The sequence below is a fragment of the Aureimonas altamirensis genome (assembly GCF_001463885.1).
Classification (GTDB): domain Bacteria; phylum Pseudomonadota; class Alphaproteobacteria; order Rhizobiales; family Rhizobiaceae; genus Aureimonas; species Aureimonas altamirensis.
Window position 1 is genome coordinate 98,950 of record NZ_BBWQ01000020.1, and the last position, 18,218, is coordinate 117,167.

The following is an 18,218-nucleotide window of genomic DNA, read 5'->3' on the forward strand; positions in this document are numbered from 1 at the left end:
CGGAAGCGCGCACGTTGCCGTCGGCCGCCGCTTCGGCCATGATGCGCAAAACCGGTTCGGGTTCGGGCCGGCGTTCCACCCCCTTATTTCGGACATGCCGATCATGGCCCATCGCGCAAGCGCCATCCGCCTTTTCCTGACGAGCGGGCTGGCGCTCGCCACGCTGGCGGTTCCGCCTTCGGCACTCGCCTGCACGCGCTTTGTCTATATCGGTGCCGACGATGCCGTCGTGACCGCACGGTCGATGGACTGGAAGGCCGAGATCGGCACCAACCTCTATATCCTTCCACGCGGCATTGCGCGCACCGGCGAGGCGGGGGAAAACTCGCTGGAGTGGACGGCGAAATACGGGTCCGTCGTCGCGACGGGCTACGACGTGTCAACGACCGACGGGGTCAACGAGCAGGGGCTGGTGGCCAATCTGCTGTGGTTGACCGAATCCGAATATCCAGCCTTCGACGCGTCGTCCAGGCCGGGCCTGACCATCGCCGCATGGGCACAATACGCGCTGGACAATTTCGCGACGGTGGCCGAGGCGGTTGCCGTCATGGGCGATCCGCCCTTCACCATCGTCACGGATGCCGTCCCGGGCGAGGACCGGCTGACCACGCTGCATCTTTCCCTGTCGGATTCGACCGGCGACAGCGCCATCTTCGAATATATCGATGGGCGGCTGGTGGTGCATCACGGACGGCAGTACCAGGTGATGACGAACTCGCCCACCTATGACGAGCAGCTTGCGCTTGCCGCATACTGGTCGCAGATCGGCGGCACGGTGATGCTGCCCGGCACCAACCGGGCATCGGATCGCTTTGCGCGGGCCGGTTTCTACATCAAGGCAATTCCGCAGGCCGCCCCGCAAAAGGAAACGCTGGCCAGCGTCTTCGGCATCATCCGCAACGTGTCGGTGCCGCTGGGCATCTCGACACCCGACCAGCCGGAAATCTCGTCGACGCGCTGGCGTACGGTCTACGACCACAAGGCGCGGCTCTACTTCTTCGAATCCGCGATGACGCCCAATACGTTCTGGGTCGATCTGAAGGCGGTGGATTTTGCAGAAGGGGCAGAGGTCAAGCGTCTGGACCTTGGCCCGCAGCAGGACCACACCTTCTCGGGCAATGCGACGGCCGACTTCAAGCCGGCCGCGCCATTCCAGTTTCTCGGGCTACGCTAGGGGCGGCTAGCGCGCCGGCTGCACGGCTGCGGCCTTTTCCAGGCCGAAATCGCGGAACCTGAAGTCGAACTCGTCTTCGGCCTTCAGCGTCTTGCCGGGGAAGGCGCCGCCTGCCTGCAGAAGATCGATCGTCTTCTGCTGGATGGGTACGATGGCCTCGAGGCCCGGCGCCCGGGTCGCATCGCCTTCGCTGATCCACACCTGTTCGGCATCGTCCTGCGACAGCCGCTGGTCCTTGACGAGATAGTCGGCGATCCACGTGTCCCGATTGCCGTTCCTCCAGGCATGGGCGCGGTACCAGGCCTCGACGAAATCGGCGATGGCCGCAGCCTGAGCCGGATCGTCCAGCGCGGTTTTGGCGGCGTAGAGATATTTGAGGTTGGTTGCGGTTCCCGGAGCGTTGTCGAGGGCGCGTGCGCCCTGCCCTTCCACCGAGGCCAGGTACCGTGCCCGGTCCGGCTGCTTGAGCACGGCGGCGTCGATCTGGCCGCCGCGCAGGGCATCGGCAAACTCCGAAAGGCCGAGATTGACCGGCTCGATATCGGCGATGCCCAATCCGACGGCTTCGAGATTGCGCAGTACCGTCGCCTGCTGGGCCGTACCGACATTGATGCCGACGCGCTTGCCCTTCAGGTCCTCAAGCGTCTCGATGCCGCTGCCCGGCGCCGTCGTGACGAGGTTGCCCGGCCCGGCGGTGACGACGGCGCCCACCACGACAACACCGGCATCGGAATAATGCGCCAGGATCGGCGGAACGTCGCCCACCGCGCCCACCTGGGCGGCTCCGGCGCGGATGGCTTCCAGGCGCAGCGGGCCGCTGCTGAAATTGGCGTAGGTGACGTCCGCGGCGAGTTTATCCTGCTCGCCCGAAAGCTTGAGAAGGCTGGCGACATAGTTGGCGTCGTCGGCGATCACGAGGCTTGTGCCGGGCGGCACATCGCGCGGCAGAGGCTGTTCGGCCGACGCCGTGATCGGCAGAAGCAGAGTTGCGGCAAGCAGCAGTCCGGAAAGTCGTTTCATGGGTTCGCACTCCTGTGGGCATGGCCGGCGGGGACGCCGAGCTCGGTGAGGATTCGGTTGCGCGCCTGAAGGAAGGCTTCGGCAGACAGGCGCACGTCGGAGATGTCTTCGTCGTAGGCGATGCGCCCCTCGGCGATCATCACGACCCTGTCGGCAAGGCTGAGCGCCTCCTCGACATCGTGGGTCACGAAAAGCACGGCCGGGCGATGGCGCGCGCACAGGTCGAGCAGCAGCCGCTGCATACGGATGCGGGTCAGCGCGTCGAGCGCGCTGAACGGCTCGTCGGCAAGGATCAGTTCGGGATCGCGGACAAGCGAGCGCGCCAGCGCAACCCGCTGCTGCTCTCCGCCCGAAAGCATTCTCGGCCAGGCATCCTCGCGGCCGGCAAGCCCCACTTCCGCAAGGGCGGCGGAGGCACGCTCCCGGATGCCGGGGCGCCATGCCCCCAGAACCACGTTGTCGACCACGCTTGCCCAGGGCAGCAAACGCGAATCGTGGAACAGAACGGCGCGGCGACCGGGCACAGAGACCCGCCCCGTACCTTCTGCGCCGTCGTCCAGCCCGGCCACCGCCCGCAGCAGCGTGCTCTTGCCGCAGCCGCTTTTGCCGAGCAGGGCGACGAACTCTCCGCGCCGTATGGACAGATCGATGCCGGACAGGACCTCGCGTCCGTCGAAGGCGCGCCGCAGGCGCTGGATGCGAACCACCTCCGGCTCCGGCGACGGGTTCAGGCTATGGAGCTGCGCCATGACAATGCCCTCCTTTCGGCAAGGCGGACGATGGCATCGGAGCCGAACCCAAGCGCGCCGTAGAGCACCAGCCCCACCAGCACCACTTCGGTCTGGCCGTAGATCCGCGCCTGCGTGATCATGAAGCCGATGCCGCTGGTCGCATTGATGGTTTCCACCACCACAAGGGCCGTCCACGAATGGGTGACGGCAAGGCGAAGGCCGGTGAAGAACCCCGGCAGCGACGCGGGAAACACCACGTGGCGCAGGAAGCGCGCGCGGCTCAGCGACACCGCCTGGCCCAGCTCCACGTAACGGCGGTCGATGCCGCGCAGGGCGGCGTGGGTATTGATGTAGATGGGTACCAGGGTTCCGAGTGCGATGATGCTGATCTTCATCGTTTCGTCGATGCCGAGCCAGATGATGAAAAGCGGGATCAGCGCAAGGTTCGGGATCGAGCGCTTGACCTGCACGAGCCCGTCGATCAGCGCGTCGCCCAACCGGGTCAGCCCGGCCACGACCGCCAGGACGAAGCCGGCGGCCACGCCGATGCCCAGCCCGAGCCCGGCACGGTGCAGCGAGGCCGCGATATCGGTGGCCAGCGTACCGCTGGCCACCATGTCGAAGAAGCTGTCCACCACGGCATCGGGGCCCGGCATCTTGGCCGGGGGCAGCCATCCCGCGCCCGAGGCCACATACCACGCAGCCAGCACCAGCAACGGCCCTGCCAACCGTTGCAGCGGCCATGGCCGGGGCGGCACGAGGCGTTTTGCATCGCCCTGCGTTACGACGCGCGGCGCAGAAACCGGGCCGGCCTTGTCCACAACGGCACTCATTCCGCGGCAACCCGCTGCTGGCCATGCGCGCGCCATTCGGGCCGTGGCAGGCCGAGATGCTCGCGCAGGGTCCGCCCCTCGTAGTCTTCCCGGAAAAGCCCCTTGCGCTGGAGGATCGGAACGACCGTCTCCACGAAATCGGACAGGGAGCCCGGCAGCGACGGCGGGATCAGGTTGAAGCCGTCCGCAGCGGCGCCATCGAACCATTCGACGATCGTCGCGGAGATCTGCTCCGGCGTTCCCGTGGCGATGCGGTGCCCGCGCCCCGCGCTCAAGCGCCGCAGAAGCTGGCGCAGCGTCAGATGCTCGTTGTCGGTCAGCCGATGGACCAGGTCGTGCCGGCTCTTCTGGTGGGTGCCGACCGAGTCGCGCGGCGGAATATGCACCGCGTCATCCAGATCGTGGCCGGAGAAGTCGATGCCCGTCACACGCTTCAACTGCGCCAGTCCGTAGGTGGGCAGGGTCAAATCCTCGAAGGTCTCGCGCCGTGCCCATGCCTCTTCCTCGGTGCCGCCGATGAAAAACGACAGGCCCGGCAGGATGTGAACCAGAGCCGGGTTTCGCCCATGGCGCGCAATGCGCGACTTGACGTCCGCATAGAAGCGTCGCGCATCGTCGAAATCCGGCTGGGCGGTAAAGATCGCTTCCGCATGCCGGGCGGCAAGCTCCTTTCCCGGTTCGGACGATCCTGCCTGGAAGATGACCGGCCGCCCCTGCGGCGAGCGGGGAATTTCCAACGGCCCTGCCACGCGGAAATGCTGCCCCTCATGGTGAAGGCGATGGATTTTTTCCGGGTTGACCAGAATGCCGGCCTGCTTGTCGCCGACGACGGCGTCGTCTTCCCAACTGTCCCACAGGCCGGTGGTCACGCGCAGGAATTCGTCGGCACGGGCATAGCGCTCGTCCGGTGCGGGATGGCTGCCGAAGCTGAAATTGGCGGAGGCCTCGTCATTGGCGGTCGTCACGACGTTCCAGGCGGCCCGCCCCTGGCTGACATGGTCCAGTGTCGCAAAGCGACGTGCCAGGCCATAGGGGTCGTTGTAGGTGGTCGACGCGGTTGCCACCAGGCCCACATGGCTCGTCACCCCGGAGAGGGCTGCGATCAACGTGAAGGGGTCCAGGCTGTCCCATGGACGGTCCTGCGGCCTGTCCTTCAGCACCGGGTGGTCTGCAAAGAAGATGGCGTCCAGTTTGCCGGCCTCGGCAATGCGGGCCAACCGGCGAAAGTGTTCGATGTCGGTAACGGCGCGGATGTCGGTTTCCGGCAGCCGCCATGCGGCCTCGTGCTGGCCGACATTGCGCAGGAATGCGTTGAGGTGAAGTTGGCGGCGCCGAGCGGACATCTGTCCCTCCGATCGTTGGTCACGCCTTATCAGTCTATAAATTTTGTATATTTATAAGCGACGCTATTGCGCATTTGGGCTTGCCGGAGAAAATTCTGTTCCAGTTTACCGGGCCTTGCGCTAACCGGCGCGCCGCCTAAGGCACAGATCCGCCAGGAAGCAGGTTGGGCATGCCGGCGCACGGGCGTGGCACACCGCTTTGCCGAACTGGATCAGCCAGAAATGCCCGTCCCGCAGCGCCCAGCGGGGCGCCCGCGCCGCAAGCTCGTCGGCCGTGCGGTCGGCAGTGGGGGCGTGGGTCAGGCCAAGCCGGTTGGCCACGCGAAAGACATGGGTATCGACGGCAATCACAGGCCGGTCGTAGACGAAGGACAGCATGATATCGGCGCATTTACGCCCGACGCCGGGCAGCGCCGTCAGCCCTTCGCGCGTGGTCGGCACGGCTCCGCCATGCCTGTCCAGCAGGGCCGCCGCCATGCGCAGGATGTTGCGTGCCTTGGCATTGTAGAGGCCGCAGGGGCGGATCGCTCCAGCGATCACGGCCTCGTCCAGCGCCAGCATCGCCGCTGGCGTATCGGCAAGGCGAAACAGGGCATCGGCAGCCAGCCGCGTGTTGGCGTCGCGGCTTTGCGCCGACAGCATGCAGGCCACCAAGGCGCGAAACGGGTCCGCTTCGCCCTTCGGCCCCTTGGCGCCCTCGACCCGCCCCGGCATATGCGTCCGCAGCCGGTGGAAGCATTCCTGTACCTCTGCCGGAGACAGGCGTTCAGAGTGCGCCTTCATCGTCTTTCTCGGGCGGGTCGTTCACCTGCCGCTCGGCGCTGACGCTCAGCAATTGATAAGCCCCGAGCCCGACGAACAGCAGCACGCCGACAAACAGAAGGATGGTCGGGTAGATCATGCGGGAGAAGTCCTCCTTGCCCGCCTGGAATACCGTGACGACCGCCTCCAGAAGGACCGCGATGACGATGGTGGAGATGAATTTCGTCAGGCTGCGGCGCGCCTCGGCGGCCTGCCGCATTTCGCGGCCCCGGATCGCCTCCTCCTCGAGCAGGTATTTCCCGACATCGAAGACGGCGATGGCGATGACCGTGTAGCCCACGGCTTCCAGCAGGGCCGGCCCGACATCCTGGTCGGGCACGGTCCAGCTTTGCCAGACGTCTGCCAGCGCATAGGCGATCAATCCGCCGGCGAGCAGCATGAGCACGATGCTTGCGACGCCGAATGCGGCGCGCGTCAGAAACTCGAACAAGGGATCCACCCGGAAATGCTTGGCGACGCGAGGTAAGTGCGCGACACGCATCACTTGGCAAGGTCAGACGATGCCGGGATATGTGCCGCCATCGATCAGCAGGCTCTGGCCGGTGATGTAGCCGGCCTGTGCCGAGCACAGGAAGGCGCAGACCGTGCCGAATTCTTCGGGCGTGCCGAAGCGGCCGGCCGGGATGCTCTTTCGGCGCTCATCCGCCAATTGCGCCTTGTCGACACCGCGTGCCGCGCTCTCCCGCTCCATCGAGCCGCTCAGCCTGTCCGTGTCGAAGGCGCCGGGCAGCAGGAAATTGATGGTCACGTTGGCCCCTGCCACCTGCCGTGCCACGCCGCCGAGAAAACCCGTCAGGCCGGCGCGTGCGCCGCTGGACAAGTCCAGCATGGGAAGCGGCATCTTAACCGAGGCGGAGGTGATGTTGACGATGCGCCCGAACCGCCGCTCGACCATGCCGTCGATGACGCGCTGCACCAGGTCGACCGGCGCGATCATGTTGGCCTGCAGACCGGCCAGCATCGCCGCCTCGTCCACCTGCCGGAAATCGCGCAGAGGGGGGCCGCCATTATTGTTGACGAGAATGTCGACCTGCCCGCCGGCAGCCGCAACCAGCTCGGCCCGCAGGCCCGCATCGTCCAGATTGCCGGCGACGGCCACGATGTCGGCACCCGTCTCTTCGGCAATGGTGCGCGCCACGGGCTCTATCGATTCGGGTGTGCGGCCATTCATCACCACGCGCGCACCCTCGCGCGCCAGCGCCGTCGCGCAGGCCCGGCCAAGGCCGCGGCTGGATGCGCAGACGATGGCCGTACGGCCGGCAATTCCAAGATCCATAGGATAGTCCCCTTCCCTCGTTGCAACCATTGATCGTAAGTTCGACCTGGGAATCAAGCCGGCTGCAAGCCGGCACCATCCGCGCCGAGGGAGGAAAAAGCGAGGATGAGCAGCAGCTTCTATCGCGATATGAAGGGCTCGACACACAGGCTGGCCCCGCACGAGATCGTCGTGCCGGCGGTGCCGGACGACGAGCGCATCTGGGTGCCGCAGGCACCGGACGTCTGGTTTCGTCCCCTGATGCTGAACACGCTGGCCGGGCAATGGTGCAACCTCTTGCGCGTGCGCAAATCGGGCGTGCTGTCACGGCATCTTCACCCCAACCCCGTGCATGGCTTCGTGCTGAAGGGCAGATGGCACTATCTGGAGCATGACTGGGTGGCCACGGAGGGCTCCTATGTCATGGAGCCGCCGGGCGAGATCCACACGCTGACCGTGCCGGAAGACGTGCCGGAAATGATCACCTTCTTCAACATCACCGGCTGCATGGTCTATCTGGACGAGAACGACCGGCACATCGGCTTCGAGGACGTGTTCACCAAGATCGACATGTGTCGCGCCCATTACGAAAAGGTTGGCCTGGGGAGCGACTATGTCGACCAGTTCGTCCGCTGAGGCGCTGCGCGCGGCCCATGGCTGGGCCTCCGGCTGGGCCGGCGGGCGGCATGTCCTGGTGTCCGGCGGCACGTCGGGCATCGGCGCCGCCATCGCCGGGGCCTTTCTGGCGGCGGGTGCGCACGTCACCTGCACCGGCGCGGGCGCGGCCGACATCGCCAGAGCCGAGGCCGATCCGGCATTGAGCGGCGCCAGCCTGAAGGCCCTCGACGTGCGCGATTGCGATGCCGTCGCCGCCTTCTTCGCCGAGATGGACGCCCTGGACATCCTGGTCAACTGCGCAGGCATCATCCGGCGCGGTGCGGAGCTGGACCCGGAGGTGTTCGCCGAAGTGGTGGACATCAACCTCAACGGCAGCATGCGCATGGCTGCCGGCGCCCGGCCGCTTCTGGCCCGGCAGGGCGGCTCCATCGTCAATACCGCGTCGATGCTGTCCTTCTTCGGCGGCGGGCTGGTGCCGGGCTATTCGGCCAGCAAGGGTGGCATCGCGCAGTTGACGCGCTCTCTCGCCATCGCCTACGCGCCGGACGCGATCCGGGTGAACGCGATTGCGCCGGGCTGGATCCGAACACCCCTGACGCAGGGGCTGACCGCCGACAAGGAGCGCAGCGCCGCCATCGAGCAGCGCATCGCACTTGCCCGCTGGGGCGAGCCGGAAGACCTCGTCGGCGGCGTCTTCTATCTCGCCTCGCCCCTTGCCGCCTATGTTACCGGAACGATCCTGCCCATCGACGGCGGCTATCTCTGCGTTTGAGCGACAGGCTTACCGTCGGCGCAAAAGATTGGCGGCGGCCAGTTCCAGCACCTCGTCGCCGCGCCCGCTCAACACGGCCTTGAGCGCATAAAGGCTGAACCCCTTTGCCTGCTCCGCCTTGATCTTCGGCGGGATCACCAGTTCCTGCGGTTCGATGGGCACGTCCACCAGCACCGGCCCCGGGTGGGCGAGCGCTTCCGCAAGGATGCTCTCCAGCGAGGCGGAATCGCGCACGCGAAGCCCGCGTATGCCCACCGCCTCGGCCAGCGCCGCGAAGTCGGCCCCCTGTAGCGACGTGTTGGTATCGAGGTAGCCGGCCGCCTTCATCTCCATCGCCACGAAGCCGAGCTGGCCGTTGTTGAACAGGATGATCTTCACCGGCAGGTCGTGCTGCGACAGCGTCAACACATCGCCCATCAGCATGGTGAAGCCGCCATCGCCCGACAGGGAGATGACCTGCCGGCCGGGAAAGGCCGCCTGTGCGCCGATGGCCTGCGGCATGGCGTTGGCCATGGAGCCATGGTTGAACGAGCCGATCAGCCGCCGCTTGCCGTTCATGCGCAGATAGCGCGCCGCCCAGACGACGGGCGTTCCGACATCGGCGGTAAAGATGGCGTTGTCGTCGGCAAGCTTGTCCAGCACCTTGGTTACATATTGCGGGTGCAGCGGCTTGCCCGCCGGCGATGTCGTGGCCAGATCGTCGAGCCCTTCGCGGGCCTTCTGGTAATGGGCACGGGCAGAGTCGAGAAAGCCCGCATCGCGATGCGGCTCTATCATGGCGCGCAGACGCCGGGCCGTCTCGCCCAGATCGCCCAGCACGGCCACGTCCAAGGGCACGCGGCGGCCCAGCGCCTGCGGGTCGATATCGACCTGGCCGATCTTCGCGCCCGTCGGATAGAAGTTCCGGTAGGGGAAATCCGTGCCGAGCATCAGCAGCGCGTCGCATTCCATCATGGCGTGATAGCCGGACGAAAAGCCGATCAGCCCCGTCATGCCGACATCGTAGGGGTTATCCCATTCGATATGCTCCTTGCCGCGAAAGGCATGGACGATCGGCGCCTGCAGCGCCTCGGCCAGCGCAACGACGTCCGCATGCGCGCCGGCGCAGCCGGCGCCGCACAGAAGCGTGACGGCGGGGGCGGCGTTGAGCATCAGCGCCAGCCGGCGCAGGGTCGCATCGTCGGGCGTTGCTACCGGGGGCTCCATCGGCGCGAAGGGCGGCGTGCGCCCGCCGACGGCAGGCTTCAGGGAGACATCGCCCGGCAGCACGATCACCGCAACGCCGCGCTGGCCGATGGCCGCACGCATGGCCCGGTGCAGCACTTCCGGCATCTGGCGCGGGTCGGTGACCAGCTCGACGAAGTGGCTGCACTCGCGGAAGATGTCCGTCGGGTGCGTTTCCTGGAAGTAGTTCAGCCCGATCTCGGAAGACGGAATATGCGAGGCGATGGCCAGCACCGGCACGCGGTTGCGGTGGCAATCGTAGAGGCCGTTGATCAGATGGAGATTGCCGGGTCCGCAGCTTCCGGCGCAGACGGCCAGCTTGCCGGTGGCGTGGGCCTCCGCGCCCGCGGCAAACGCGCCGGCCTCTTCGTTGCGGACGTGCATCCATGCAATGGAGCCGATTCGCTGCAGGCTGTCGTTGATGGCGTTCAGGCTGTCGCCCGTAACACCCCAGATGCGCGACACCCCTGCGGATACCAGCGTTTCGACCACGAGGTCCGCGACAGACTTGGCCATGATGCGATCTCCTTCATGCGAATGAGGGAGGAACTGGCGCGCCGTGGAAAGATGGAAAGCCTTGCGGCGTGTCGGTTTCACGCGTCAGGCATGCAGAACTGGAAGATCACACCCCCCACGCAGGGCCCAAACACGACTGAGCACAGCACCATTGGAACGGTGTGATTCTGCGTCATTACTGATGGGCCGTGTCCAACGGTCGAAAAGGTCAGTGAACCGACGGTCATGATATGACAGCCAACTGTTTGTGCAGAGACGCGAACAGGAACGCAGAGGATCTTGAGCCGCAAACAGAGATCGTTAGTCGCAACTACATATCGGCATCGCACCCCAATCGCCATTGACGTGGTCAAGGTGTAACGTTCTTCTTCCAGCAGCAGCTTTAGAAGCGTTCATGTATGCCTGAAAAATGTCCAGGTTCATCAACATAACATGAGGCTCGTTATCCGGCCCTGATATCAACCTGATTTTTCCTCTGGCATGAACACCCGCCAGCAGCTTCATGTCGGCGTCGGAGAAGGCATCGAGGGGCACGCCGTCCTGGCCAGCCGCGGATAGTCGCTTGCATAGTGACTTGAGTTTTATGTCGGTCATGGTCCGTAGGCCCTGCTATCGCCGTCCCAGATACGGATGCACACTGCCGTTGGATGCACTGCAGCAAATTATCTTTGCGCAAGGCCTGCCCGGGCGTCGTTTGGCCGGTCTCTTATGGGATTGGGAAATGACGTCGGGTTGGAGAGGCTTGCCCGGATAGGCATGCGCATTCGGGAGCAGGCTTCAAATGCCAGGACGGATGGTGCTGCGAGAGAGGATTGAACTCTCGACCTCTCCCTTACCAAGGGAGTGCTCTACCACTGAGCTACCGCAGCCGCTGTCGACGGCGGCTCTATTACACAGCCCGGCGTCTTGCGCAAGGCGCTGGCGGCAAGAATGCGCCGGGCATGCAAAAGGGGCTGGACAGCCCGATATGCGTCACCTATAAGCCGCCCATCCTGAAGAGGGGTCGTCACACAAGACACCTCGCAATCGGGGCATGCCTAGGTAGCTCAGTTGGTAGAGCATGCGACTGAAAATCGCAGTGTCGGCGGTTCGATCCCGTCCCTAGGCACCACCACCCACAACACTTTGATTATAGCTTGCCTGACCGCCATCCTCGATTGCGGGCGGGTGGTTCATCGCAGCGAAATCGTGCCGACACCCGGCAGCTTAACCCCCAGTCGCCTGAAATCGAGCCCGGCCACGAGGCCGAGTATGTTGATCTCGAGCCCGCTTGCCAGACCGACGGTGATGCCTGCATAGCCGCCGAGAGAAGCGCGAAAGTCGCGTCCGTCGGGTGTCGGGCCGAACCGCCCCCATCCCGGCGCGAAATCGCGTCCCACCGCATGCGGCGGAAGCCGCCCGCCGAAATCCGGGACGGCATCCAGAACATAGGCAACGAAACTGTTCGAGTTCGGCCCCGGCCAGATGTGATAGCCGCCGGCCTGCGCGTAAGGGTAGGCGGCAATCGCCGCATCGAACTGCGGCAGCAAAGCCTCTGCGGCCTGCCCCTCGACGGCGTGGACAATGAAGGGTTCGTTCGAGTACCAGAAGCCGTCCGCATCGCGGTGGTTGCGCCGCACCGGCTGGCCCCAGCCCACCTTGTCATACCGCTCGTAACGCGCCTCCCCCGGCCGCTTCAGCACGATCCAGCTATGCAGGGAGATCGCCCCCTTCATGCCGCCGGTCCGCGCTGCCAGAATATAGACGGCAGCCCTTTCCCGGTCCGCCGGCGGCAGGGTGCCGGCCGACGTCCAGATGGCGCGGTTCCACTGCGAGGGGCGCTCCGTCAGGGCCCACCAGGCCGAACTTGCCAATACCGGTATCAGGAAGAAGATCGCGAATGCCGCGATAAGGCTACGCATCAGCGTCATGCGGCACAGGCCCTTTCGACACGGCGTTGCATAGCCGCGACCGGATTGCTTTCATGGTTCTGTCTGCAACTTCAGATATGCATTTAAATCACGATTAAGTCTTTCGAAGGAGGCGAGCATCCGAGGCGATCTGGAATCTTATGCGGATAGCGAGGTGGCAAGGCTTGCCGCACTCGAATCCTATGCCATTCTGGACACGCCTCCCGAGCCCGACTTCGACGAAATCGCCGCCATTGCCGCGGAGTTGTGCGGGGCATCCGGCGCCCTCGTCAACCTCGTCGCGGCCGAACGACAGTTCATCAAGGCGGCCACCGGCCTTGCCGGGGCGGAAGCCGCGTCGGTGCTGCCCTTCTGCCGCCAGACAGTGCGCCAGGGAAGCTTCCTTCAGATTTTCGACACGGCGGCCGACCCGCGTTTCAATGACCATCCCGCCGTGACGGCGACAGACGCGATCCGCTTCTATGCCGGCGCCGTGCTGCGCACCCCCGGCGGATATCCGATCGGCACGATCTGCGTGCTCGATACCGTACCTCGCACCTTGAACGACCATCAGGTGCGCAGCCTGCAACTCCTGGCGCGCCAGGCCATGGCTCAGATCGAGATGCGCAAGCTCATCGCCGAGCGCGACGCCAGCATCGAAGATCTGCGCGAAGCCAACCGACGCCGCCTCGTGCTGGCGCACGAACTGTCGCACCGCATGAAGAACACTTTGGCGGTGGTGCAATCCATCGTCGGCCAGACGTTCCGCATCTCGTCCAGCCTGGAAGAGGCCCGCACGGCCATTTCGGCACGGCTGGCCGCGCTTGCGCGTGCCCAGGATCTTTTGATCGGATCCGTCTCGGCAAGCACACCCGTCGCCGACGCCATCGCATCCGCGCTCGTGCCCCATCGTGAAAGCACCGACAGGATCGGCGTGTCCGGGCCTGTCGCCTACCTGAATCAGCAGCAGACGCTGGGCCTGACGCTGGCGATCCACGAGCTGGCGACGAATGCCTGGAAGTACGGCGCCCTGGCAAGCCCCGACGGGCGCGTCGATATCGTCTGGGCGCTCGGGCAGGAAAGGCAGTTCACCTTCCATTGGCTGGAGTCCGGCGGGCCGCCGGCCTCGGCGCCGGCTCGGCGCGGCTTCGGCTCCCGCCTTCTGGAAAGGGTCGTGGCCGGTTACTTTTCCGGAAGCGCGCAACTGACCTTCGCGCCGGCCGGCGCCGAGTTCCGGATGCGTGGCACGTTGGACAAAATCGATTGACCCGCCCTGCGGGCTTCTATTGCACCGCCAGGACCAGAAGGTCCTCGTAGCGGTAGGGCTTGGTCAGGAATACGGCACCGTCCGGCAGCGCCGCGCGGTCCGGGTGCTGACGGCCCGACAGGATGACGATACGCGTATCCTCGCAATCCCTGTGAAGGCGATGCGCAAGGTCGAGGCCATCCAGTTCGCCCGGCATGTTCACATCGGTATAGACGATGTCGAACCGCTCGCCGGCCTCGATCAGCCGCCATGCGTCGTCCGCGGAGCCCGCTTCGCGCACGTCCAACCCGTTGTCGGACAGGAAATCTACCAGAGCCATGCGGACCATGGGCTCGTCTTCGACGACCAATGCCAGCAATTCATGCACCAATTCAATATGCCGTTCGACGAAAATATAGGTCGGCGGCGCAGCGTGTAAAGATTCGTAACCGGGCGAAGCTATAGACGAGTGACAACGCAGATGGAACTGAATCGGCATTGCCGATCGAGACCCTATGGAGCGCGATGATGGCAACGGGCAAGCGCAGGCGCAAACCGGCAGGCAAAAAATCCGGCATCGGCATGGGCTGGTGGCTGGCGGGCCTGCTCGGGGTGGGCTGGATCGTCCATGGATCGAACCCCGCTCTCATGAACGGCGTCTACGACAGGGTCGCGACCCTCACCGGCATGACCGACCAGAAGACCCCACCCACGCGCACGGCATCCGCTCCGCGCGCCACCACCGCCGCCAAGCCGGCCATAACCTCGCCGCGCCCGGCGGCACCGACACCCGAGCGCAAGGCGCAGGTGGCCTCCATCGCCAATCCGGCAACGCCCGCGACACGGCCCGCAGCCGCAAGCCGCCCCGTTCTGAAAAGGGGGCAGCTTCGCCTTCTGTCCGAACCCAGGGACGGATCGACCGTGCGCGCGACTGTCGAGCCGGGCAAGGTCTTGCGAATCGTCGAAAGCAAGGGGGAGTGGCGCCGCGTCGAAGCCGGGATATTCACCGGCTGGGTCCGCGCGGCCAGTCTGGGCCGCAATGCGTCTGCTGCGATGCCGACGGCGATGCGGCCGCCTTCCATGCAGGTGGAGCGGGCCGATCGGCGCATCGTGCCGCCCGCTTCGGTGAACGGGCAAAACTGACGACGGGAGACGGCCGGAGCCGCTCCCGCCTGTCATTGTCAGCTACGGACGCTGTTGCCCCGAAGCGCACGCGCGATCGCTATGAGGATGCAGGCTCCGACGAAGCCCGCGACCAGATAGCCGAGCCAGCCGCCGAACGATACGCCCAGCAGTCCGAAAAGGAAGCTCGCCACTGCCGCGCCGATGATACCCAGAATGATATTCATGAAGACGCCTGTGTCGCTCTTCATGAAGATCGTCGCCAACCATCCCGCAAGGCCACCGATGATGATGGCCGCAATCCAACCTACGCCGTCCATAACTCGTCTCCTGACTACACGGTCGATGCGATGGAAGGTGAAGCGGCGCACCGTTCGGTCAAGCAGCTTTCGATAAAAAAGGCCGTAATGGGGCTCGATCGGTTCCGGGGCGGCATTTTTTGTGGCCGCAGGGTGTATGCACTACCGTGTCACGCAAGGTCGCCCCAGGGCGAATCGCATCGCCCGAATGACCACCCAGGATCGCACCGCATGAAAAGCCTGTCCCGGCTGCTCGGCTCTCGCCAACCGGAACGCCGCCCGTTGAAGCGCATCGCCCTGCCCGAGCCCTCTGGGCCGGTCTATGCCGTCGGCGACGTCCACGGGTGCCTGGACGCGCTTCTGGCGCTGGAAGACGAGATCTTCGCCGATGCCGCCCACTTTCCGGAGCCGCGTCTGCTGATCATGCTGGGCGACTACGTCGACCGAGGCCCGGCCTCCGCCCAGTTGATCGACCACCTCATGCAGCCGATGCCCAATGGCTTCACCCGCCTGTGCCTGGCCGGCAACCACGAGCTCGTCATGCTCGATTATCTCGAAGGGCGTGGCAACCTGGAAGACTGGCTGCGTTACGGCGCAGAGGCAACGCTTGCCTCCTATGGCGTCGATACGGCGTATCTCGCAAAACTGGGGCAAGGCAATGCCGAGCGGGACATGCTGATCCGACAGGCGATCCCCGTTGCGCATCTGCAGTTTCTGCGTCAGCTGGCCATCGTCGTCGAAATGCCGGGCTTCGCCTTCGTCCACGCCGGCATCCTGCCCGACATGCCCCTCGACCGCCAATCCGACTGGCAACTGGCCACGGTGCGCAAATCCTTCGAAGAGAAAGCCCATCTGTCCGAGCGCGTCGTGGTGCACGGTCATACGCCCGTGGAGCAGCCCCTGCATATGAAGGGCAGGGTCAATCTCGATACCGGCGCCTGCTTTACCGGGCAGCTCACGGGCATCCGGCTATGGCACAACACGGGCCGGTACCTGTCCAGCCGGCCGGGCGGCAATGTGCGCCCCGCCGTCAGGGCCTGACGAAATCAGGTCTTGTCGCTGTAGTAGGCGCCGTAATGGCCGGTATACTGTTCCGGCCCAGCCGCAGAGCCATAGAGGCCAAGTTTCTGCATGTCGGTTTTCGTCAGGATGACGCCGGCGGCCTTCGACCCGATCTCGCGATGCGATTCCAGCGCGCTGCGCAGCAGCTCGCGCGGGGTGCGGCCCCATTCGGCGACGATGATGAAGGCATCGCAGATCGGCTCGAATGCCCGGGCATCCAGGAGCGCGCCGAGCGGAGGAAGGTCCACCACGACATAGTCGAAATGTTCCCGCGCCTCGCTGATCAGAGTTGCCGCTTCCGCGCCCGACAGAAGTTCCGCCGTTGGGGTGAAGTTCCGGCGCATGACGGACGGCAACAGGATCGTCTGCGTGTACTTGTCCTGCAGCAACGCACCGTGCCACGGGGTGGTACCGCCCAAGACATCGACCAGCCCCGTCTCCGGCGGCCGCAGAAGCGCGCGGCTGAGGCCGGGGTTGCGCATGTCGCCATCGATCAGCAGCGTGCGCCGTCCCGACGCGGCCAGCAGCGCCGCGAAATTGGCAGCGGTGGTGGATTTACCCTCGCCCGGCAGCACGGAGGCAAAGCCGATCACGCGGGCGGCCTTGTCCGGCAATGCCGCATCCACCATCATCCGCGCGTGGCGCAGGCTTTCCGCCGTGCTGGAGCCGGGCGCCATCGCGGCAAAGCGCATTTCGGGCGGCATCAGGGCCTCTCCCTCGCCGTTCGCCGCCGATTGGGCCGCCGCAGCGGCCACGATGCGCCGGTCGAAATACGGCAGGTAGCCAAGGAACCTCAGACCGAGCTCCGGTGCGATCTGCGCGCCGGTGCGGAAAGACCGCTCGCGGAACTCGCGCAGACCGGCGACCGCCGCCCCGCCCATCAGCCCCAGCACGAGCGAAAGGGCGATCGTCATCGTCTTCCGGGGGCTCGACGGGCTGACCGGATTGCCGGCCGGCGAGATGACCCGCGCCTTCGCGATGGGGAAGGATTGGTGCTGCGAGGCTTCCTCGTAGCGCGTCAGGAACCCCTGGTAGAGCGTCGACAGCGTGTTTGCCTGCTGCTCGAGTTCGCGCAGGCGCACCATCGCGGTGTTGGTCTCGGGCACCTGCCCGGTCAAAAGGTCGAGGTTGTCGCGCAAGGATTGCTCGCGCGACTGGGCAACCTCGAACTCGTTGCGATAGCTGTTCGTCAGTTGCTGAAGCTCGCGGAAGATCTGCTGCGTCAGCTCGGCTTCCTGGCGCCCCAGCGCAACCGCCTGCGGATGGTCGGCGCCGAACTGCTCCTCGATGCCGGTCTTGCGCTGCGCAACCTGCAAATAGCGCTGGCGAAGATCGACGATGGCCTCGGTGCCGGGCTGGTCCGCGCTGGAGATGGTGGAGTTCTGGACCGCGTTCTGAGGGCCGGAATCGACGATCGACTGGAACTGGCGATAGCGTGCCGAGGCGCGTGCCGTCTCGGCCTGCGCCAGGATCAACTGTCCATTGAGTTCGCTGAGCTGCTGCTCGGAGATCAGTTCGCCGCGCGCTGCGGTCAGGCCGTTCTCGGCCCTGAAACGCTCAACGGCCAGCGCTGCGGACTGGGAACTCGTGCGCAGCTCTTCCAGCCGCCCCTGCAACCATGCGGTGGCCTGCTGGGTCGCCTCGAAATTGGCGTCGAGCTGGTCTGCCAGATAGGCGGCCGCATAGCCCCGCGTGATATCGCCGGCCAGAATGCGGTCGTTGGTGCGGTAGGATACCTCGATCACGAAGCTGCGCCCGACGCGTTCGGCGGTCAGGCCGGACTGCAGGAGATATTGTGCCTTGCCAAGCCGCGCGTTGGCCGCCTCGGCCTCGGTCAGCTCGGGCGGGGGCGAGATGATGGAGACGACCGAGCGCAGGCCCGACTTGACCCAGCCGACAAAGGATTGCGGCGGGTTCAGGAAGGCATCGTTTTCATCCAGGCCCATGTTCTGCGCCACGGTGCGGGCCAGGCGTGACGAGCCGAGGATCTCTACCTCGTTCAACACGACGGAATCCATCTGCAGCGGATTGCGCGACTGGGGTTCGTCTTCTGCGAACCGGCTGAGATTCTGATCGAGCAGGATGCGGGTGGAGGCGGTATAGACCGATGGCGCGCTCAGCAGATACAGGCCGCCAAGCACAAGGCCGATCGCGCCGCCGATGGCCGCCAGCTTCCAGTTGCGCCGGACCATGCCCACGAGCCGGTCCAGATCTATGAATTCGTCTCTGCGGTCATCCATTCCAGACAGCGCCTGCACTTTGCCGTGCATGGGGAAATGGTTCTGGTTCATG

19 protein-coding genes and 2 tRNA genes are annotated in these 18,218 nt (G+C 65.4%); 7 read left to right on the plus strand and 14 right to left on the minus strand.

Annotated elements, in window-relative coordinates; translation table 11 throughout:
* Nucleotides 1-103 precede the first annotated feature (103 nt).
* Nucleotides 104-1,174: a linear amide C-N hydrolase gene (locus AUL31_RS15050; RefSeq protein WP_060608992.1), complete on the plus strand. Its 1,071-nt coding sequence runs from the start codon at nt 104-106 to the stop codon at nt 1,172-1,174.
* Between the two features lie 6 nt (nt 1,175-1,180).
* Here the strand turns inward: AUL31_RS15050 and AUL31_RS15055 are convergent, their stop codons facing one another.
* From AUL31_RS15055 to AUL31_RS15085, 7 genes are all read right to left on the minus strand, one after another.
* Nucleotides 1,181-2,194, minus strand: coding sequence for an ABC transporter substrate-binding protein (locus AUL31_RS15055; RefSeq protein ID WP_060608419.1), 1,014 nt, complete (start codon nt 2,192-2,194; stop codon nt 1,181-1,183).
* Nucleotides 2,191-2,943, minus strand: a complete 753-nt coding sequence (locus tag AUL31_RS15060) for an ABC transporter ATP-binding protein (RefSeq protein ID WP_060608423.1) — start codon at nt 2,941-2,943, stop codon at nt 2,191-2,193. The genes AUL31_RS15055 and AUL31_RS15060 overlap by 4 nt, the downstream gene beginning before the upstream one ends.
* On the minus strand, nt 2,922-3,794 hold the full coding sequence (locus AUL31_RS15065) for an ABC transporter permease (RefSeq protein WP_082646971.1): 873 nt from the start codon (nt 3,792-3,794) through the stop codon (nt 2,922-2,924). The genes AUL31_RS15060 and AUL31_RS15065 overlap by 22 nt, the downstream gene beginning before the upstream one ends.
* Nucleotides 3,755-5,101 carry an LLM class flavin-dependent oxidoreductase gene (locus tag AUL31_RS15070; RefSeq protein WP_060608431.1) on the minus strand — a complete coding sequence of 449 codons (1,347 nt, stop codon included), beginning with the start codon at nt 5,099-5,101 and terminating at the stop codon, nt 3,755-3,757. Before AUL31_RS15070 ends, AUL31_RS15065 begins: the two co-directional genes overlap by 40 nt.
* A 120-nt stretch (nt 5,102-5,221) precedes the next feature.
* Nucleotides 5,222-5,884, minus strand: coding sequence for an endonuclease III domain-containing protein (locus tag AUL31_RS15075; protein ID WP_060608434.1), 663 nt, complete (start codon nt 5,882-5,884; stop codon nt 5,222-5,224).
* Nucleotides 5,868-6,353: a GNAT family acetyltransferase gene (locus AUL31_RS15080; protein ID WP_244489422.1), complete on the minus strand. Its 486-nt coding sequence runs from the start codon at nt 6,351-6,353 to the stop codon at nt 5,868-5,870. The genes AUL31_RS15075 and AUL31_RS15080 overlap by 17 nt, the downstream gene beginning before the upstream one ends.
* A gap of 63 nt (nt 6,354-6,416) precedes the next feature.
* Nucleotides 6,417-7,199, minus strand: coding sequence for an SDR family oxidoreductase (locus tag AUL31_RS15085; RefSeq protein WP_060608440.1), 783 nt, complete (start codon nt 7,197-7,199; stop codon nt 6,417-6,419).
* A 105-nt stretch (nt 7,200-7,304) separates the two neighbouring features.
* Between AUL31_RS15085 and AUL31_RS15090 the strand changes: the two genes are divergently transcribed.
* On the plus strand, nt 7,305-7,814 hold the full coding sequence (locus AUL31_RS15090) for a 2,4'-dihydroxyacetophenone dioxygenase family protein (protein ID WP_244489423.1): 510 nt from the start codon (nt 7,305-7,307) through the stop codon (nt 7,812-7,814).
* On the plus strand, nt 7,792-8,568 hold the full coding sequence (locus AUL31_RS15095; RefSeq protein WP_082646972.1) for an SDR family NAD(P)-dependent oxidoreductase: 777 nt from the start codon (nt 7,792-7,794) through the stop codon (nt 8,566-8,568). Before AUL31_RS15090 ends, AUL31_RS15095 begins: the two co-directional genes overlap by 23 nt.
* Nucleotides 8,569-8,577: 9 nt before the next feature.
* Here the strand turns inward: AUL31_RS15095 and poxB are convergent, their stop codons facing one another.
* The 3 genes from poxB to AUL31_RS15110 form a co-directional block, all read right to left on the minus strand.
* Nucleotides 8,578-10,308 (minus strand): ubiquinone-dependent pyruvate dehydrogenase, encoded by a 1,731-nt coding sequence (gene poxB, locus AUL31_RS15100; RefSeq protein WP_060608443.1) that lies wholly within the window; start codon nt 10,306-10,308, stop codon nt 8,578-8,580.
* Nucleotides 10,309-10,608: 300 nt separating this feature from the next.
* Nucleotides 10,609-10,902 carry a hypothetical protein gene (locus AUL31_RS15105; protein WP_060608446.1) on the minus strand — a complete coding sequence of 98 codons (294 nt, stop codon included), beginning with the start codon at nt 10,900-10,902 and terminating at the stop codon, nt 10,609-10,611.
* 200 nt (nt 10,903-11,102) lie between these two features.
* Nucleotides 11,103-11,177 (minus strand) — tRNA-Thr (locus AUL31_RS15110).
* 166 nt (nt 11,178-11,343) lie between these two features.
* Between AUL31_RS15110 and AUL31_RS15115 the strand changes: the two genes are divergently transcribed.
* A tRNA-Phe gene (locus AUL31_RS15115) sits at nt 11,344-11,419 on the plus strand.
* A 61-nt stretch (nt 11,420-11,480) separates the two neighbouring features.
* Here AUL31_RS15115 and AUL31_RS15120 read toward each other — a convergent pair.
* Nucleotides 11,481-12,218, minus strand: coding sequence for a DUF3750 domain-containing protein (locus AUL31_RS15120; protein WP_060608449.1), 738 nt, complete (start codon nt 12,216-12,218; stop codon nt 11,481-11,483).
* Nucleotides 12,219-12,372: 154 nt separating this feature from the next.
* On the opposite strand from AUL31_RS15120, the gene AUL31_RS15125 reads away from it, so the two are divergent.
* Nucleotides 12,373-13,464 carry an HWE histidine kinase domain-containing protein gene (locus tag AUL31_RS15125; protein ID WP_060608452.1) on the plus strand — a complete coding sequence of 364 codons (1,092 nt, stop codon included), beginning with the start codon at nt 12,373-12,375 and terminating at the stop codon, nt 13,462-13,464.
* A 16-nt stretch (nt 13,465-13,480) separates the two neighbouring features.
* Here the strand turns inward: AUL31_RS15125 and AUL31_RS15130 are convergent, their stop codons facing one another.
* Nucleotides 13,481-13,831 carry a response regulator gene (locus AUL31_RS15130; RefSeq protein ID WP_244489424.1) on the minus strand — a complete coding sequence of 117 codons (351 nt, stop codon included), beginning with the start codon at nt 13,829-13,831 and terminating at the stop codon, nt 13,481-13,483.
* Between the two features lie 110 nt (nt 13,832-13,941).
* Here AUL31_RS15130 and AUL31_RS15135 point away from each other — a divergent pair, with 110 nt between their 5' ends.
* Complete coding sequence (locus AUL31_RS15135; RefSeq protein WP_073469368.1) at nt 13,942-14,586, plus strand: SH3 domain-containing protein; 645 nt, start codon at nt 13,942-13,944, stop codon at nt 14,584-14,586.
* 38 nt (nt 14,587-14,624) lie between these two features.
* Here AUL31_RS15135 and AUL31_RS15140 read toward each other — a convergent pair whose 3' ends face one another.
* Complete coding sequence (locus AUL31_RS15140; protein WP_060608460.1) at nt 14,625-14,885, minus strand: GlsB/YeaQ/YmgE family stress response membrane protein; 261 nt, start codon at nt 14,883-14,885, stop codon at nt 14,625-14,627.
* Between the two features lie 210 nt (nt 14,886-15,095).
* On the opposite strand from AUL31_RS15140, the gene AUL31_RS15145 reads away from it, so the two are divergent.
* Nucleotides 15,096-15,905: a metallophosphoesterase gene (locus tag AUL31_RS15145; RefSeq protein WP_060608464.1), complete on the plus strand. Its 810-nt coding sequence runs from the start codon at nt 15,096-15,098 to the stop codon at nt 15,903-15,905.
* 5 nt (nt 15,906-15,910) lie between these two features.
* Here AUL31_RS15145 and AUL31_RS15150 read toward each other — a convergent pair whose 3' ends face one another.
* Entirely contained in the window at nt 15,911-18,166 is a 2,256-nt protein-coding gene (locus AUL31_RS15150; protein WP_280137915.1) for a Wzz/FepE/Etk N-terminal domain-containing protein, read from the minus strand.
* Nucleotides 18,167-18,218 lie beyond the last annotated feature (52 nt).

Coding starts and splice junctions, on each gene's coding strand:
- AUL31_RS15055 (WP_060608419.1), bottom strand. CDS start 2,194: ATGAAACGACTTTCCGGACTGCTGCTTGCCGCAACTCTGCTTCTGCCG.
- AUL31_RS15090 (WP_244489423.1), top strand. CDS start 7,305: ATGAGCAGCAGCTTCTATCGCGATATGAAGGGCTCGACACACAGGCTG.
- AUL31_RS15075 (WP_060608434.1), bottom strand. CDS start 5,884: ATGAAGGCGCACTCTGAACGCCTGTCTCCGGCAGAGGTACAGGAATGC.
- AUL31_RS15145 (WP_060608464.1), top strand. CDS start 15,096: ATGAAAAGCCTGTCCCGGCTGCTCGGCTCTCGCCAACCGGAACGCCGC.
- AUL31_RS15070 (WP_060608431.1), bottom strand. CDS start 5,101: ATGTCCGCTCGGCGCCGCCAACTTCACCTCAACGCATTCCTGCGCAAT.
- AUL31_RS15105 (WP_060608446.1), bottom strand. CDS start 10,902: ATGACCGACATAAAACTCAAGTCACTATGCAAGCGACTATCCGCGGCT.
- AUL31_RS15150 (WP_280137915.1), bottom strand. CDS start 18,166: ATGGATGACCGCAGAGACGAATTCATAGATCTGGACCGGCTCGTGGGC.
- AUL31_RS15095 (WP_082646972.1), top strand. CDS start 7,792: ATGTCGACCAGTTCGTCCGCTGAGGCGCTGCGCGCGGCCCATGGCTGG.
- AUL31_RS15140 (WP_060608460.1), bottom strand. CDS start 14,885: ATGGACGGCGTAGGTTGGATTGCGGCCATCATCATCGGTGGCCTTGCG.
- AUL31_RS15065 (WP_082646971.1), bottom strand. CDS start 3,794: ATGGCGCGCGCATGGCCAGCAGCGGGTTGCCGCGGAATGAGTGCCGTT.
- AUL31_RS15085 (WP_060608440.1), bottom strand. CDS start 7,199: ATGGATCTTGGAATTGCCGGCCGTACGGCCATCGTCTGCGCATCCAGC.
- poxB (WP_060608443.1), bottom strand. CDS start 10,308: ATGGCCAAGTCTGTCGCGGACCTCGTGGTCGAAACGCTGGTATCCGCA.
- AUL31_RS15050 (WP_060608992.1), top strand. CDS start 104: ATGGCCCATCGCGCAAGCGCCATCCGCCTTTTCCTGACGAGCGGGCTG.
- AUL31_RS15060 (WP_060608423.1), bottom strand. CDS start 2,943: ATGGCGCAGCTCCATAGCCTGAACCCGTCGCCGGAGCCGGAGGTGGTT.
- AUL31_RS15120 (WP_060608449.1), bottom strand. CDS start 12,218: ATGACGCTGATGCGTAGCCTTATCGCGGCATTCGCGATCTTCTTCCTG.